Source organism: Thomasclavelia cocleata (assembly GCF_900102365.1).
Lineage (GTDB): Bacteria > Bacillota_I > Bacilli_A > Erysipelotrichales > Coprobacillaceae > Thomasclavelia > Thomasclavelia cocleata.
Genome location: NZ_FOIN01000028.1, coordinates 1 through 14,940 on the forward strand (window position 1 = coordinate 1; position 14,940 = coordinate 14,940).

Genomic DNA, 14,940 nt, shown 5'->3' on the forward strand with positions numbered 1-14,940 from the left:
TGCAAATTTAAGTAATGCAAAAGGCTTACCATCAGCAATCGAAATTATGAATAAATATTTCGAAAAAACTGATGAGGGATATATTGCCTATAAAACATTTGGTCTATGCTATAAACCAAATCCTAATTGGAAAATTGAAATAGGAGAAGTAATAGAAGAAAATGTCAATTTCAATAGAACAAGTGGCTGTGGGTGCGGTATAAATGTAGCAACTTTAGATTGGGTTAAAGGAGACATAACAACTTCAGGTCGAACAATATATAAAGTTCTTATTAGAAACGAATGGCTAATGGGTGTGTGCGTACCTTATCAAACAGATGGTAAAATCAGATGTGAGAAAGTTGAAATTATTGGTGTCGTAGAAGAATAAGTGCAAGTACTGGTATATGTTAAAGATATCAGAATGGTTTTATTGTATCTTGATGTTTAGGAAATAAACAAATATACAGTTTGTAAATTGTATAAATGGGAAAAATATGTAAAAAAAAGAAAATTGATGAATAGAAATAAATAGAAAGAATGAGGTAGAAAAATGGAAAATATTAAAAATTATAATGATTTCTTAAACGAAATTGATAATCTTTTAAACACAAAAAATAAATTAGAACAGATTGAATGGACTAGATTGGCAGAAGAATGTAAAGAACTAATACCAAAAATTGTTCCATTAAAAGATGAAATAAAAATTTTATTAAAAATTAGAAGTAAATTAAAACTTGAAGATATTTACAGTAGTGGTTTTAGATCAGAAAAAGCTATATTTACAACTAGTAATAGTCATTTTTTCACATATAAAAAACGTGGTTGTAACGATTTTGAAATTCTTTTGAATGGCGATCTTTTTGCGATTTATTCAGAATCCACTAAGTTAGGTTATAAAATTTCTTGTGAAAATCCTAATATTTCTACTCGGTTAGATAATAAAGCTTTAATTGAAATTATAATACTTGTAAAAGGTTTTATTAATAATTATGAAGAAATTAAAAAACTGTTATTTGATGGTATTGAAAAAAATTTGACTGATCTTTATATAAAAAATGAACAACTTTTGAAAAAATTAGATGTAGTTAAAAGAACTATCGTAACAGTAACTGTTACAGAAGATTATATTTAAACTTAGGAAGAAATGGATAGATATAAAAAAATGGAAAATTATATAAATCAAAATATAAATCAAACGAAAAACTTAGAAGAGTTAGTAAATAAAATTAATGGTAATATTAATGATATATCAAATGAAATAGAAAATACTAATACAAATAATATAAACTGTTTGCAAATTCTAGAGCACGATAGCGAAAGAGTTTTAACAACTAAACAACTGGCTGCTTGTTATGGAACAAATGTTGAAAATATTAAAAAGAATTTTCAAAGAAATAAAGATAGATTCAGAGATGGCAAGGATTATTTTATGTTAAAAGGTGATGAGCTCAAGAAATTTAAACGCAAGGTCAATATTACTGACTTCGCAGAAAATAGTAAAAGTGATACCCTTGTCACAGATGGCGAAGTGACTAATTGTCCCTTCGTGTCTAGAAACGTTAACACTTTTTATCTTTGGACTGAAATGGGTGCATTACGTCATTCCAAACTTCTGTACTAAAGGAATTACAAAACAAGCCCATAACAGAATATAGTTCTGATATACAGTCTACTAAAGATACTTTTAATAAGTTATTCTCAACCCCTATAAATGAACCAGGAACTAAAACTAAGGAAATTAAATTAAAAGATGGGAAAATCGCAACTGTATTAATTAGACAACATCCAATTGACAAGGCAATTGATGAAGTTTGTGAACTTATAGGTGATAAACCAAGGAAGAAAATTCTAGCTTGTAAAGCTATTTATAAAGAAATGGACAATACAAATATTGTTGATTGGGCTTATTATAAAAGACAATATAGAAAGAAACATAACATAAAAAGTCGTAAAACTTCTATTACAAAACTTAGCCTTATCAAAGAAAGTAGAAAGCTAACAAATATTTTTAATCAGGCGGTAGAAAATTTACTAAACAAAGAAGTGGATTAACTGTATTTGTTGGATATGAGGAAAAATATGGTAAAAATACATAACAATAATTTTAATAGAAAAGAACAAATAACCCAAAAATTGCATAGTTTAGCAAAAGATGACTATACAGTTTTGTTGAATTTATATCAAGAGATTAACTATATAGATAATACAGTGTTTAAATTTTCATGTGTAGACTATCTTTTTAACGCTCTGCACTTTGCTGACAATATTAATATTGAAGAGTTGGTTGAAAAATTGACATATGGAAATGTAAATGATCCTAGAGAGTTAGTGCGTTGCGATTATTATGGGAATTATGAAAATGTTAGTGACGAACAGTTACAACAAGAATGTGAAGATGATACTAATATTTGGGCACTAATAGGTTGGTTAGATAATCATAGTGCTTGTAAGAATGTTTGGAAAATACTTACTGAATATGGATTAGAAGAATATTTCGTATACGAATAAAACAAGCGTTTTATAAGGAGGTACGTTGTGAGAAGAAGTGATTTTGAAAAAATAATAAAAATAAGAAGTATTTGGAAAATTGATAAAAGAAAGGGCAATTATATGCTTGCAGATGGTAGCAAATTATCAAGATATGTTAGAGGATTAATAATCTCTCAAATGAGATTGGATAATTTAGGCATTAGATCAAATGGGGATTTATGTCATGCTTCAGGTGGAGATTGGAACATAGAACAAAGTCAGTTTGATGATATTTTGCTTTATCCACCATTTGAAAACAATGAAATATGTACTTACGAGGAAATGGAAACAAGAATTACTCGCTTAGTTCATGATTTACTTTATTAAAAGGAGGTTTTAATAAAAGTTAAAGGTTTAATTTAAAATTAATAAAATTTGACATTTCAGAAAGAAAAAAATGAGGGAAAATGATGATGAAAAAGTTATGTGAATTGGTTACGATTGAAGAAAATAATGAAAATTGTGTTGTATTAAAAGTTAAGCCAAATAAAAGATTAGAATTAATTAAATTGGGTTGCTTTAATGGAAATGAAGTTATATTCGTTCTAACTAAAGGTGATGATGAAACAATCAGGATAATTGAAGATTCTAAAAAATCATATTCATGGGATAGACACACTTTAGTTGTGGACAATATGAATGTAAAAAGACAACTCATAACAGAATGTATAATAAGAGATATGGATATTTACTGTGGTAAGAATAAAAAATTGATTTTAAAAAGTATGAGAGATTTATCTGAACCAATTGTCGAACATACAATTAAATTTATATTGTCTCGTAAAGTTGACGTTCATAAAGATGATGAGTATTATGGTTTTTTTGACACAATAAACGATGCCAAATTACATTTTGAAAAATTAGGATTCCATTTAAGTTTTAAAGAAATGAAAGTTACTCAAACAGGTGTTGTAGTTTGTTATTTTAAAATTTCAAAACCTAATAAAAAAATAATAAGAAAGCAGCTGTTAAAACATACAATCATAAAAAACAGTAGTATCTATTCAAATATAATAGAGTTAGAAGTTAATATAATTGACAAAGTTAATAAAACTAGTGTAGTAGATATAACTACACATTGCAAATAAGTTAGGGGACAGAAAATAAAAAATGAATGAAATAGTAATTAAAAATAAAGAAAATGAAATATTTAATTTTGAGTTTGAAGGTCATCAAATTAGGTCGATTTTAATTGATGGTGATCCTTGGTTTGTGGGAAAAGATTTAGCTGAAGCTTTAGAATATACTGATCCTATAAGCGCTATGAGGAAATTGGATAAAGATGATAAAATTTCCACCTTAGGGAATGATAGCCTATCGTCAAATATATTTTACGGTAACAACAATAAAAGAGCATATCCAACTTTAATTAATGAACCAGGAATGTACTCGTTGATAATGGGTAGTAAACTTCAAACAGATAATGTTACAAGATTTAAAAAGTGGATAACACATGATGTGCTACCATCTATTAGGAAACATGGCGGTTATATATATGGACAAGAAAATATGACAGATGATGAAATTATGTCGAGAGCATTGATTGTGGCTAACAGTAAACTTATTGCTTTAGAAGAAAAGAACGAACGGTTAAAAAATGAAAATGTAGAAAAGACAAGTTTAATGGAACTGTTACAGGGGTCTAAAGATAGATATTTGGCTAGTGAAATTGCTCAGTGTTATGGAATGAGTGCCATTTCATTTAACAAACTATTAAACCAATTTAAGATTCAGAAAAAAGTAGGTGGAGTATGGACTTTAACCAAACAGTACGAAGGAAGCGAAGAAGAGTATATGATATCAACTTTTAAAAATATGTGGGAAAATAAGGAAATTGTAGGTAAAAGAAAATTTAACGCATGGACTAAAGACGGGGTGTTGTTTATCTATAAGACACTAAAAGAACATGGCATTGTACCAACTATAGAAAACGCAATTACAGTTGTGGAGGGTTAATATGATAATTGACAAAAAGGTTACTCAAAATAAATCTTCGCAAAGTAAACACAGCGATTATTGTGAACTGTCTAATGATTTACACATGAGTCAAATGGAGACTAGACAGTTTTCTAAAAAAGAAACAATTGGCTTAATTGAAAAGAATTTTAAAGGTGTTGACGAGAATGGTTCAATTTGTGCAATTATGAATGTCGAAATGTCTGATGGAGAAATTGGTCAGGTTATTACATTTGGGAAAAGGTTGGAGTGGTGATAAATGAAAGATGATATTAAAATGTTAATATTTAAAGTTGATACTGATGGAGATTTTTGTTGGAATTGTAAAACATTTCCTAGAAATAAAGACAGGTTTGGTGATTACGACGATTGGATAATAGTATATTTTAAAAATCCAACTAGACACGATATTCAGCAAGCTGTTGGATTAATTGCAAAAGAATTTAAAGAAAGTTTAAAAATAATTGATGATCATTTAAAAAATATTGTAAAAAAATATTGTAATGAAGTTTGTAAATATTTATTAAAATCAGTTGAGTTAAAAGATATGATGAATGATGATTATATTAGTTGTGATTTCAAATACAATGGTTTTGCTAATGTTAGACACACAAATGGTGTTTATAGTATGGAATTAAAATTAATTAACTATTTAGAGCAAGAAATTAGCTTTGCTAATAATGATAATAAAATGATATTAGGAACATTTAATATAGCAATTGAGGATTTGTTGTAAAGGAGAAGAGAATGAAACATGTTAACAAAATTTGATGAACAAGCCCAAAAAGCAATTGTTGTAGGTGAAAGTATTGCTTTTGATTTAGGACATAATAATGTTGGTAGTGAACATCTGTTATTATCATTATTAAAAATAAGTGATTCAAAATTAAAAGAATTGTTAGAAAGAGATGACATATATTATAAAGATGTATATAACGATGTAAAAAGACTGCTTGGAACAAGTGACAATAAACCTTTTTGTTTAGAATATAGTCAAAAACTAACAAGTATTTTCAATATAGCAGTTGAAACAGTCAAAGAGTTAGATAAAGATAAAGTCAGCTTAGATATTTTAACAATTGTGTTGTTGGAAGATGAAGAGAGTATAGCATATGAATTGTTAAAAAAATATCAAGTAAATTTTAAAGACATTATACATCAGTTGATTAAATATGAGGAAGAAAAAATAAATAATTTAAGTAAAATAAAAACATTTAATTTTGTAGAAGTTTATGAACCAAAAGAAGAAAAACTGATTTTAGAAAGAGATGATGAGGTGTTACAAATTTTAGTCGGACTTTCTTGTCAAACTAAATCTAATATAGCTATTACTGGATATGCTGGAGTTGGTAAAACTGCAATTGTTGAAGAGTTAGCACGGAAATTAAAGTTTGGTAAAAATCAAGGGAATTTGAAAGATTATACTGTTGTTAAATTAAATTTAACAAGTATTGTTGCTGGAACTAAATATCGTGGTGAGTTTGAAGAAAAAATAGATAATTATTTGAAATCAATAAAAGACAAAAAGGTTATTACTTTTATTGATGAAGGACACCAAATAGTACAAGCAGGAGTAGGTGAAAACAGTTTTGGATTAGGAGAGATGTTAAAGCCTGTATTGTGTCAAGAGGGATACAAATTTATAATCGCTACTACAAAAGATGAATACAAATTTATTCAATCAGATGCTGCATTAAACAGACGTTTTAGACAAGTAAACGTCGAGGAGCCTCATAAAGACAAAGTATTTTCAATGATTGAAAAGAAAATAAAACATTTAGAAAAGTTTCATGGTGTTTTAGTTTCAGAAGAAAATGTCAGAAAATTAATAGAAGAAAGTTCAAAAGTTCCATTAAGATATTTTCCAGACAAAATATTAGATGTATTAGACATGGCAATGTCTTATGCTAAAGTAACAAACAGTAAGTTTTCCTTGTATTATGCTAAAAAATATATTAATTCTTGGACGATGATTACTGAAACAAAAGATGAAGTCATCAAAGATAAAATAAGAATAAATTGAAGGTGAGAACATGGTTGTCAATTTGACTTATGAAGAATATTTAAATATTCCATCTCTACGAAATCAATATAATGATACTATAGCTAAATGTCATTTACATAATTACGGGTGTATATATATTGAAACAATTAACAATACAACTGATGTTATGGAAATTGAGGATGTTGAGATGTTAAGAAATGGAGTTGTTGAATATGTTTAAATTATATCGTTGTTATCATTTTTATATTAGAAGAACATATTGGAAATTTAAAGAATTAAATTTAAAAGATCAAATAATTATATATTCATCGTTATTAATAAATGGAATTAGTTATGGACTTATATATTTGGCAATTGTAAAAGAAGGGTTTTCAATATGGTTAATTTTACTCATTTTTACAAATTTAGATAATACATATAAAACTTACAAAAATATCAATTTATGTTTTAATAAATTAATGCTTGATCGAATGGAGCTAGTGTTAAATTCTTTAAAAAATAATGAAGATAGATAAAAAAATATAATTTTAATGAAAGGAGGAATTTATATGCAATTGGGAGATGTAGTTACACATAAAAATAAGAAAAAACTATTTGTTATAACCTTTGTATTTAACGTTGGTGACTCAAAAGAATACGAGGTTACTAGTTTTAACGGTGACGAAAAACACCTTGTAAAAGCAGAAGAAATTGAATTTAGAGACAAGGGAACTTTGCCTTGTTTAATGGCTATTATGGAAAATAGAATGAACTATTTAGGAGGAAAACAATATGTTTAAATTGGACGTGTTTTTAGGTAAATCAAATGCTAAAATCTAAATAACAAACTTAATATAAGAATAATTATATAAAGGATATGTGAGCAGAATGAGGACAAGAGTTTATAATATTATGTTTGTAAAATAGAATATTACAAAATATAATATAAAAAGAAAGGAACACAACAATTAAATATAAAATTGAATATATGAATATATGAAATGAGGTATTAATATATGGAAGTTAAGTATACTATTTTTAAAAGTAGAGCAACAACACTTTTTATATTAGAAAATGATTATTGGGAATATATTCAAAAAAATCTTTCCACATGCAAAAAAATAAAAATAGAAGTGAACATATGTGAGGCATTAAAAGAATTAAATATTGATGCAACATATAAAAGTTACGAATATTTCAAAGAAACCGATGGTGAATACAAAGAACAATATCTGTATTCTCTTGAGATCAAATATGAAGATAGTACTTTCTGCTATTTATATTCTTTTGATGAAAAAATGGATGTTTGCGATATAAACAGATTGTTCAATAGCAAATTTGACAACAAATATGTGTTTGATCTATCTTAAATAAAAAAAGAAACTCTGGTTTCTTTTTTTTACTATGAGTTCATCTCTTTATATATTTCTTGAATTCTAGTTTTTATGAGCTTAACAATTTCTTGATCCATTCCTTTGTATAAAGGCATACATTGAAATAACTCTATTATTGTAATAGAAGCAAAAGCATTTGCATCCACTTCTGGAAGTTGTTTGTTGTATTCTAATAAATCAATTTCTGTTCGCTCTTTATAGTTGTTAAAGAAACGATTTTTATTTTCTGGTTTAAGCTGCCAAACATGTCTTAGTTCGTGGGCAATAGTAAAAATCATGTCTAAATCAATTGTTTTATTCTTTAAATATATGGTATTGTGCTCAGTTTCGTATAATGCTAACATTGTTTTAGTTAACATTTTTTTAGGAGATACAACAATTTTAGGAGTCTTTATTTTAAGTAAGTCGCAAACTTGAGCAACTATATTATTAGTATCGTTCATAATTAAATCCTTTCTTTTTTTTGTTATTAATCTTTCATATTGTTAATACTGCGTTTGACAACAAGTATATTATAACATAATATATATTTGGTTCAAAAATAAAAAAAGGATTAAAGTGAACAGTTTGATAAGGATTGTAATAGATCTAAATAAATTAGTAGAAAAAAGGAGAAGAAAAATGTTATATTTGTTATTTTTTGGAGTATTACTTTTTGCTTTATGGGTAGAGCCAAGAAAAAAGTAAAAAAAAGTTTAAAAAAAATATAAAAATGAAAGAATGTTTAAATTTTTAAATGTTCTTTTTTTTTATGCAAAAATCAATAAATAAAAGGAGAAAAAATAATGAAAGAAACAAGTTTACAAACATTTAATTTAATTGAATCAGTAGAAATTCTAGGGAAGAAAATTAATCTATATAACACAGTTGAGAATCCATTGTTTTTAGCAAGAGATGTTGCAGAATGGATTGATTATGCTTTTACTAATGCAAAAAGAACTTCAAGAGATATATCTAAAATGATTAAAAATATTGATTCAGACGAAAAGATAAAAGGAGTGTGTAATTTATATGATAGGAAAAATTTTCCTATCACAAATGAAGGCAATAATTCTAATAAAAGTACGTTTAATTCATTTTATGGAGCAATTTCACCATCAGACAAAACCAAATCAAAAGCTAGAAAAACTCAAAACATGTGGTTTCTTACTGAAGATGGCTTATATGAGGTATTGATGCAGTCACGTAAGCCTATTGCAAAAGAAATTAAGTCAAAAATTAAAAGTTATCTTCGTGATATTCGCAAAACAGGTGGCACAGTAGAACCATATAAAGATAAAAATAATGAAGTAAAGATAGACCAAGAAATAGAAAATTTAGAATTTGACATTTTTAATTTTAGAGGATTTAAAATAAGGTGCTTGAATATTAACAATGTAGTATTTTTTATTGGAAAAGAAATTTGTGATGTTTTAGGATATTCAAATGCTAGAAAGGCAATTGACGATCATGTAGATGAGGATGATAAGTTTAGAATGCTAAAGTCACGATTCGTTACTTTAGACATTCCAAACAGAGGACTAACTGCTATTAATGAATCTGGATTATATTCACTAATATTGTCTAGCAAATTATCTCAAGCAAGGGAATTTAAACAATGGGTAACAAGTGAGGTTTTACCATCAATTCGCAAAACAGGTGGTGCAATAGAATATGGATCAGAAGAAAAATTTATAGAATCACGTTTTAGTAATTTTAGTGAAGATACTAAAAGAGCCATGGTAACAGAACTGTTAGCATCTAATAAAGTTTTACAAGAACAGAATGAGTTGTTGGAAACAGACGTTAAGGCGTTAAAATCTGAAATTCTTACTTGGAACGATAGAAATAAATTAAATGCAGGTGTAAGGATGTTAGCAGCTCAAACTAATCATTATATTGGAACTATTTGGAAACAATTGTATAAACAGCTTCAGTATAAATATGGGATTTACCTTAATTCAAGAAAACAAAATAAAAATGATTCACTAATATCACGTGTTAGAGAAGAAGAGTGGGGTATGGTTATGGAAACATTTAATGCTATGTGTGCTGATTATGGTAAATCTCCAACAAAAATGTTTCAACAAACTCTGAATAAAAATTAAGTTTTTCAACATAATATTGTAGGAGGAATTCTATGATATTAATAGTTGATGATGATCTTGAATTTGCAGTAAAACTTAAAAATGATTTGCTTAGATTTTATGAGAATTTTAATGTGCAAATCGAATTAATGACTTACTATGACAAAAATTTTATCTTAAACAATGATGTTGAAATCTTATTCTTGGATATTGAGCTTGGAGATGGGGTAAATGGGATTGATTTAGCCATTGAATACTGGAATGAAGGACATGACAATATAGATACAGTGTTTATATCTTCTCATGATAACTATGTTCATGATTCTATAATCGCTTTCCCTCGAGCATATATTAGAAAAAGTTCAGAATATTACAGAACAGACTTAATAAAAGCTGTCACAGTTCTTAATGAGTGGAAAAGAATAAGAGAAATGCGTTTTATTTTGGAAGGAAAAATAGTTAAACTAACTGACATTATTTATGTTGAATCGAAGTCAAATTATGTTTATTACAATTTTATTGATGGAAGCCATATAAAAAGAAGAGCTAAGCTTTCAACAATAGAAGCCGAGCTAAAGAAATTTGATTTTATAAGATGTCACACATCTTATATAGTTAACTACAAACATGTTACAAATTTCAATAATCAAAAACATTTCTTTGTTCTAAATGATGATATTAAAATACCGATCAGTGAGAAATATGAGAATAAGGTTATTGATATAATTCATGAAATTTTAAGAAAAAAAGTTAAACGTTGAAAAATCTTCCCTAAATATGGGAAATTTTCCCAGAATAATGAAAAAAATAAGAATTATGTTAAAATTTGAATATGGGAGGTGAAATAAATGAATATATTTACGTTATTGAATAAAGAAACTTTTTTATACCTTGTATTATTCTTAATTAGTTAAATATTTGTTATAAATATGTATTTCACGTATATAAAATGATATTATACGCTATTCCTCTTTACTAATAAAATGAATAAGGGTATTGTTAAGTTAGTTGCTTTACCATCTTTGTTTTATCAGCAAAGAGGAAAACAAAAAAGGACTAAACAGAAACCTTCGACAACTCCCTTGTTTAGTCCGTTAATCAATAATAAAAAATATAAATATTATTGACAATTCTATTATTGGTTTATAATAAGTTTTTTATACGTAAAGTAAATAAAAAATAGAATAATCAGGGGGAAGTTAAAATGAATTGTGAATTATTAAACAAATATGATGTAAGAGTATTTAAAACATTTTGCAGAGATATTATTGGTAAATGTGTTAAATATGATAAAGAAGGGATCGTAATTCTATTAAGAAACAATAGAATGAAAAATGTTTTAACTAACAAAGATTTGGGAAATAAAGTCTTTAAAGCAGAAAAAGTATTATTAAGTGTTTTAAAACAGGGAAACAAATTAAAATACTACTTGATAATAGATGGAAATAAAACTGAATTAGAATTGGGAAAATTAGAAAAAACTCTAATTTATAAGGAAATACATAAGTTTGCAGAAAAATAAATTATGTGGAAAGGAATATAAATATGTATAAAGATGAAAAGCAACTACAAAATAAAACTAAATTAAATAAATTGCTTAATCAGTATAAATTTCCAAAACAGTTTGCAAATTATTTTAACAATAGTACTGTAAGAAGTAATCAGGCATTGTTAAATTATCTAAGCACTATCAATAATTTTATTCAATGGTGTTTGGAAAAGAATGTTATAGACAGTTTTGATGATATTAATATTGTAACACCAGGAACTGTAAGAGAATATCTGATTTATTTAATAGAAGTAAAGAAGTATAAGCATTCTACAGTAAACACTAAAATAAATCAATTAGCATCTTTCTTCAATTACCTTGTTGAAGAAAGAATAATTGAGAATACTCCAATAAAAAGGAGTGTTACAGTTGTATGTAAAACTAAACATAAAAAAAATTCAAACAAGTTGCCCAAAACAGAAGATTTAATTATGTTAGAAAATAACTTGAAAAAAATTCCTAATTTAATATCAAAAAATAAATACTTTTCGATATACCAAGTTCTAAAAGGAACAGGTTTGAGAGAAGTTGAGTTGTGTGGACTAGATTTGAACGACGTGCATTTAGATGAAGACTTACCTTATATTGATGTGTTAAGGAAAGGCTCTTACATCAAAGAAGAATACGAAGTGGTTTATATGTCAAAATCTGCTTCTGATGCTATTCAAGAGTGGCTTAAATACAGAAGTTATTTAAGTCCAAAATGTGATGCATTATTTCTAACAAGAAGTGGTGATAGAATTAAAGAGGATAATATTATTAAGGCTTTTAAAAAATATTCTCAAGGCACCATTACTCCACATATGCTGCGACATTTTTACACGAGCGAACTATATAGAACAACTAAGGATTTGGCTTTTGTACAAGAGCAGTGTGGGCATTCTTTAGGATCAACTGTAACTATGAATGTTTATACTCATGGTACAAGCGATTCTAAACAGGTTTTGTTAAAAATGTAAAAAATTTTACTTTGCTAGTTGACATCAAGTTGTATTGTGTGCTATTATATTGACGAAAGGAGATGGACAAAATGAAGAAAGATTATATAACTAATTTTGATAATTATGTTCAATATATTTTGGAAGATAACCCTGATTTTAATAAAGACAATGAGTATTTTTCTATATATACAAAAATAGTAAACAAGTTTGAAATGCTTGTTGGAAAAAAAATAAGTCATTTTACTCCAGATGAGTTATTAGAATGTATGGAAAACTACAATAGGGGAACAAAAAAAACTTTCAGATCCTTTTTAAACAAATATTTCTCTTATTTAGTTATTCAAGGAGAAATGGAACTCAATTACATACAGTACGATAAAAGATTTGAATATGGCAATATAATTGAGGATGGTATAAAATTTATATCAGACTCAAGGTTTTATAAGGTATTAGAAAATAGCAATTTGTCAAATGAGAAAAAGGCAATATTGTTAGCATTATATGAGGGTTTAGAGTTGAAAACCATTTCTAAAATAAGAAAATCATCAATTATTAAAAAAAATGAGCTTGTTATGCTAGGAGATGGTGAATATTTTAAAAAAAATATAACTTTAGAAATAGACGAAAATGAAATAGCTGTATCTAGAAATCTTGTAGAAATTCTTAAGTCTTTAGAGTTTGTTCATACAAGATATAGTGGGTACAAAGCATTTCCTTTGAAGTGCTATAAAGACTATATATTTAAAACAGTACACATAAATAATGTGTCAAAAAAATTTGAAAACGATTCTCAATACGAGAATTATTTAAGAAAATCTATTGGTAGATTTATAAGAGATGATGTCGCTAATTTGTTTAAGTGTTCAATAGATGAACTTAGAATATCAGGTATCGTAAATTTTGTTTGCTCCAATTTGAAAGAAGAAAACTTTCAGAAAAACAAAGTAAACAACGAAAAGATAGAGACCCTTTTGAAAATGAAGGGGTACAAAAATTCAGGTTTCTATTGGGAAATAACTTATAGAAACCTGATAGAAGATTATTATAATAATCAAGGCAAATAAAACCTTGATTATTATTCAAAAGTATAGCGTCACTTAGCAAAGTAAAATGATATAGGAGGAAAAAAATTTTGATCAATCTTAAAGATATAAAAAGAATATATGCTGACAATAATAACATTAAGGACAATACATATAGATTTACTAATGGAACAAGTAGTTTTAGGCAAAAGTTAACATTTCTTTCATTACAAGATTTGTTAAATAAACATGATGTAAATAAAGATACATTGAATGAAATTTTTGTTAAATCAAGTAACAATTCATTGAAAATTATATTCGATTTAACAAATGGCAATTTAATTGAACATAGAGTTGTATTTAAAAAGAAATAGTTTGTAGAAATTATTTTCTACAATTTGGACGTTTAGCTCAATAGGTTAGAGCAGAGAACTCATAATTCTCAGTTGATCGGTTCAAATCCGATAACGTCCACCATATTTTTAATACAAGATGTCACTTAGCAAAGTGACTGACTATGTGTTCAACGGTTTTCGTAGGAGTTCGATTCTTCTAGGGCACTATTAATCCTTTCTTTTATTGATAGTTAAGTATTGTTCAGTGAATTTCTTCCCATTCTTGAATGATACTTAACAATGTGCAATTGCAGGCAGCTATAGTTCTTCCACTATAACAAGGTTCAACTCCTTGTAATTGCAAAAACTCATCTCAAAAAAAAATATTTGAAATCAACTAATAGTTTTGATTGGTAGCTATTAATTGATTAGGGGTACTATCTTGGTAAATAATTCTAGACAAGTTTGCCAAGGGAAGCTAATGGATTAAACCATGTACATGACAGTAAGTGAAGAAACATTATAGACATAATGCTGTAAATGTTTGGGTAGACTGTTTTATCAATCAAAGTAGCTGAGGATAGAAAGATGGCTATCACACATAGCAATATGTAAAGTTAGGGTATTTTGTAATATCCGATGAGATGTGGGAACAATCGCCCCACCAGCTATATTGAGTTAGCTCACACTGTAGTTGAGATTAACAAATCTGACAATAAATTGATAGCCCCCTTATTAATTTGTTGTCAATCATGATGATTAAAACTATGAGTACCATAAAATCACAGAACGTGTATTAATCATCATAAAATGTTCATGTTAGGTGCAGTAGATTAAATCTATGGTGGTTCGATTCCACGAATGAACATCAGCGAAGAAATATTTGGCCAATAAGACTTCAAATAAAAAAGGAGAGAACTATGAAATTTAAATATATAATTGGTGGAATTTCAGTTCTGATTATTATGCTAGTATCTAGCTTTATTAGTTATTTGGATTATCAAAGAGATATTAGTAATTATCAACATCTCAAACATGAATTGGAATCTTTAAAAAAAGATAAAGTTGAATACGAGGGGTTAAAAGACGAGCTAAATAAGTTAGTTGGTGAAATCAATTCAATAAATGAGTTAATTTCAGAAAAAACTAATTGAAGAATCCCAACTGTTAAATTAGGAGTAT

General features: G+C 27.0%; 22 protein-coding genes and 1 tRNA gene. 22 read left to right on the top strand and 1 reads right to left on the bottom strand.

The window, feature by feature from the left end; genetic code table 11:
• The 14 genes from BMW96_RS14180 to BMW96_RS09795 form a co-directional block, all read left to right on the top strand.
• Positions 1-370 (top strand): hypothetical protein (locus BMW96_RS14180; RefSeq protein ID WP_177165839.1); only part of this gene is annotated, 370 nt, incomplete at its 5' end.
• A gap of 162 nt (positions 371-532) precedes the next feature.
• On the top strand, positions 533-1,114 hold the full coding sequence (locus BMW96_RS09735; RefSeq protein ID WP_092355073.1) for a hypothetical protein: 582 nt from the start codon (positions 533-535) through the stop codon (positions 1,112-1,114).
• Positions 1,115-1,126: 12 nt separating this feature from the next.
• The gene (locus tag BMW96_RS09740; protein WP_244881301.1) at positions 1,127-1,603 is read left to right on the top strand and encodes an ORF6N domain-containing protein; all 477 of its coding nucleotides are present in this window, start codon (positions 1,127-1,129) and stop codon (positions 1,601-1,603) included.
• 458 nt (positions 1,604-2,061) lie between these two features.
• Positions 2,062-2,490 carry a hypothetical protein gene (locus BMW96_RS09745; protein ID WP_092355076.1) on the top strand — a complete coding sequence of 143 codons (429 nt, stop codon included), beginning with the start codon at positions 2,062-2,064 and terminating at the stop codon, positions 2,488-2,490.
• A 27-nt stretch (positions 2,491-2,517) separates the two neighbouring features.
• Entirely contained in the window at positions 2,518-2,838 is a 321-nt protein-coding gene (locus BMW96_RS09750; RefSeq protein WP_092355079.1) for a hypothetical protein, read from the top strand.
• A gap of 83 nt (positions 2,839-2,921) precedes the next feature.
• Positions 2,922-3,599, top strand: coding sequence for a hypothetical protein (locus tag BMW96_RS09755; RefSeq protein ID WP_092355082.1), 678 nt, complete (start codon positions 2,922-2,924; stop codon positions 3,597-3,599).
• A gap of 22 nt (positions 3,600-3,621) precedes the next feature.
• Entirely contained in the window at positions 3,622-4,467 is an 846-nt protein-coding gene (locus BMW96_RS09760; RefSeq protein WP_092355085.1) for a BRO family protein, read from the top strand.
• Position 4,468: 1 nt separating this feature from the next.
• Positions 4,469-4,723, top strand: a complete 255-nt coding sequence (locus BMW96_RS09765; RefSeq protein WP_092355088.1) for a hypothetical protein — start codon at positions 4,469-4,471, stop codon at positions 4,721-4,723.
• Between the two features lie 3 nt (positions 4,724-4,726).
• Complete coding sequence (locus BMW96_RS09770; RefSeq protein WP_092355091.1) at positions 4,727-5,203, top strand: hypothetical protein; 477 nt, start codon at positions 4,727-4,729, stop codon at positions 5,201-5,203.
• A gap of 18 nt (positions 5,204-5,221) precedes the next feature.
• The gene (locus BMW96_RS09775) at positions 5,222-6,490 is read left to right on the top strand and encodes a Clp protease N-terminal domain-containing protein (RefSeq protein WP_092355094.1); all 1,269 of its coding nucleotides are present in this window, start codon (positions 5,222-5,224) and stop codon (positions 6,488-6,490) included.
• Between the two features lie 10 nt (positions 6,491-6,500).
• The gene (locus BMW96_RS09780) at positions 6,501-6,692 is read left to right on the top strand and encodes a hypothetical protein (RefSeq protein ID WP_092355098.1); all 192 of its coding nucleotides are present in this window, start codon (positions 6,501-6,503) and stop codon (positions 6,690-6,692) included.
• Positions 6,685-6,987 carry a hypothetical protein gene (locus BMW96_RS09785; protein WP_092355100.1) on the top strand — a complete coding sequence of 101 codons (303 nt, stop codon included), beginning with the start codon at positions 6,685-6,687 and terminating at the stop codon, positions 6,985-6,987. The genes BMW96_RS09780 and BMW96_RS09785 overlap by 8 nt, the downstream gene beginning before the upstream one ends.
• A gap of 33 nt (positions 6,988-7,020) precedes the next feature.
• A complete protein-coding gene (locus tag BMW96_RS09790) occupies positions 7,021-7,251 on the top strand; it encodes a hypothetical protein (protein WP_092355102.1) in 231 nt (76 codons plus the stop codon).
• 216 nt (positions 7,252-7,467) lie between these two features.
• Positions 7,468-7,821, top strand: a complete 354-nt coding sequence (locus BMW96_RS09795) for a hypothetical protein (protein WP_092355105.1) — start codon at positions 7,468-7,470, stop codon at positions 7,819-7,821.
• 32 nt (positions 7,822-7,853) lie between these two features.
• On the opposite strand, the gene BMW96_RS09800 is transcribed toward BMW96_RS09795, so the two are convergent.
• Positions 7,854-8,288: an ImmA/IrrE family metallo-endopeptidase gene (locus BMW96_RS09800; RefSeq protein WP_092355108.1), complete on the bottom strand. Its 435-nt coding sequence runs from the start codon at positions 8,286-8,288 to the stop codon at positions 7,854-7,856.
• A gap of 342 nt (positions 8,289-8,630) precedes the next feature.
• On the opposite strand from BMW96_RS09800, the gene BMW96_RS14815 reads away from it, so the two are divergent.
• From BMW96_RS14815 to BMW96_RS09840, 8 genes are all read left to right on the top strand, one after another.
• On the top strand, positions 8,631-9,932 hold the full coding sequence (locus BMW96_RS14815; protein ID WP_092355111.1) for a BRO-N domain-containing protein: 1,302 nt from the start codon (positions 8,631-8,633) through the stop codon (positions 9,930-9,932).
• Positions 9,933-9,964: 32 nt separating this feature from the next.
• Positions 9,965-10,672 (top strand): LytR/AlgR family response regulator transcription factor, encoded by a 708-nt coding sequence (locus BMW96_RS09810; RefSeq protein ID WP_092355114.1) that lies wholly within the window; start codon positions 9,965-9,967, stop codon positions 10,670-10,672.
• A gap of 443 nt (positions 10,673-11,115) precedes the next feature.
• A complete protein-coding gene (locus BMW96_RS09815; RefSeq protein WP_092355117.1) occupies positions 11,116-11,433 on the top strand; it encodes a hypothetical protein in 318 nt (105 codons plus the stop codon).
• Between the two features lie 23 nt (positions 11,434-11,456).
• Positions 11,457-12,419 (top strand): tyrosine-type recombinase/integrase, encoded by a 963-nt coding sequence (locus BMW96_RS09820; protein ID WP_092355121.1) that lies wholly within the window; start codon positions 11,457-11,459, stop codon positions 12,417-12,419.
• Positions 12,420-12,490: 71 nt separating this feature from the next.
• Complete coding sequence (locus BMW96_RS09825) at positions 12,491-13,465, top strand: hypothetical protein (protein ID WP_092355124.1); 975 nt, start codon at positions 12,491-12,493, stop codon at positions 13,463-13,465.
• 68 nt (positions 13,466-13,533) lie between these two features.
• A complete protein-coding gene (locus BMW96_RS09830; RefSeq protein ID WP_092355127.1) occupies positions 13,534-13,797 on the top strand; it encodes a hypothetical protein in 264 nt (87 codons plus the stop codon).
• A 26-nt stretch (positions 13,798-13,823) separates the two neighbouring features.
• Positions 13,824-13,900, top strand: a tRNA-Ile gene (locus BMW96_RS09835).
• A 778-nt stretch (positions 13,901-14,678) separates the two neighbouring features.
• Positions 14,679-14,912, top strand: coding sequence for a hypothetical protein (locus BMW96_RS09840; RefSeq protein WP_092355130.1), 234 nt, complete (start codon positions 14,679-14,681; stop codon positions 14,910-14,912).
• Positions 14,913-14,940 lie beyond the last annotated feature (28 nt).

Bases quoted from the DNA above. Each gene is read 5' to 3' on its own strand.
- BMW96_RS09735 (WP_092355073.1), top strand. From the start codon at position 533: ATGGAAAATATTAAAAATTATAATGATTTCTTAAACGAAATTGATAAT.
- BMW96_RS09740 (WP_244881301.1), top strand. From the start codon at position 1,127: ATGGATAGATATAAAAAAATGGAAAATTATATAAATCAAAATATAAAT.
- BMW96_RS09745 (WP_092355076.1), top strand. From the start codon at position 2,062: ATGGTAAAAATACATAACAATAATTTTAATAGAAAAGAACAAATAACC.
- BMW96_RS09755 (WP_092355082.1), top strand. From the start codon at position 2,922: ATGATGAAAAAGTTATGTGAATTGGTTACGATTGAAGAAAATAATGAA.
- BMW96_RS09760 (WP_092355085.1), top strand. From the start codon at position 3,622: ATGAATGAAATAGTAATTAAAAATAAAGAAAATGAAATATTTAATTTT.
- BMW96_RS09765 (WP_092355088.1), top strand. From the start codon at position 4,469: ATGATAATTGACAAAAAGGTTACTCAAAATAAATCTTCGCAAAGTAAA.
- BMW96_RS09770 (WP_092355091.1), top strand. From the start codon at position 4,727: ATGAAAGATGATATTAAAATGTTAATATTTAAAGTTGATACTGATGGA.
- BMW96_RS09775 (WP_092355094.1), top strand. From the start codon at position 5,222: ATGTTAACAAAATTTGATGAACAAGCCCAAAAAGCAATTGTTGTAGGT.
- BMW96_RS09780 (WP_092355098.1), top strand. From the start codon at position 6,501: ATGGTTGTCAATTTGACTTATGAAGAATATTTAAATATTCCATCTCTA.
- BMW96_RS09785 (WP_092355100.1), top strand. From the start codon at position 6,685: ATGTTTAAATTATATCGTTGTTATCATTTTTATATTAGAAGAACATAT.
- BMW96_RS09790 (WP_092355102.1), top strand. From the start codon at position 7,021: ATGCAATTGGGAGATGTAGTTACACATAAAAATAAGAAAAAACTATTT.
- BMW96_RS09795 (WP_092355105.1), top strand. From the start codon at position 7,468: ATGGAAGTTAAGTATACTATTTTTAAAAGTAGAGCAACAACACTTTTT.
- BMW96_RS09800 (WP_092355108.1), bottom strand. From the start codon at position 8,288: ATGAACGATACTAATAATATAGTTGCTCAAGTTTGCGACTTACTTAAA.
- BMW96_RS14815 (WP_092355111.1), top strand. From the start codon at position 8,631: ATGAAAGAAACAAGTTTACAAACATTTAATTTAATTGAATCAGTAGAA.
- BMW96_RS09810 (WP_092355114.1), top strand. From the start codon at position 9,965: ATGATATTAATAGTTGATGATGATCTTGAATTTGCAGTAAAACTTAAA.
- BMW96_RS09815 (WP_092355117.1), top strand. From the start codon at position 11,116: ATGAATTGTGAATTATTAAACAAATATGATGTAAGAGTATTTAAAACA.
- BMW96_RS09820 (WP_092355121.1), top strand. From the start codon at position 11,457: ATGTATAAAGATGAAAAGCAACTACAAAATAAAACTAAATTAAATAAA.
- BMW96_RS09825 (WP_092355124.1), top strand. From the start codon at position 12,491: ATGAAGAAAGATTATATAACTAATTTTGATAATTATGTTCAATATATT.
- BMW96_RS09840 (WP_092355130.1), top strand. From the start codon at position 14,679: ATGAAATTTAAATATATAATTGGTGGAATTTCAGTTCTGATTATTATG.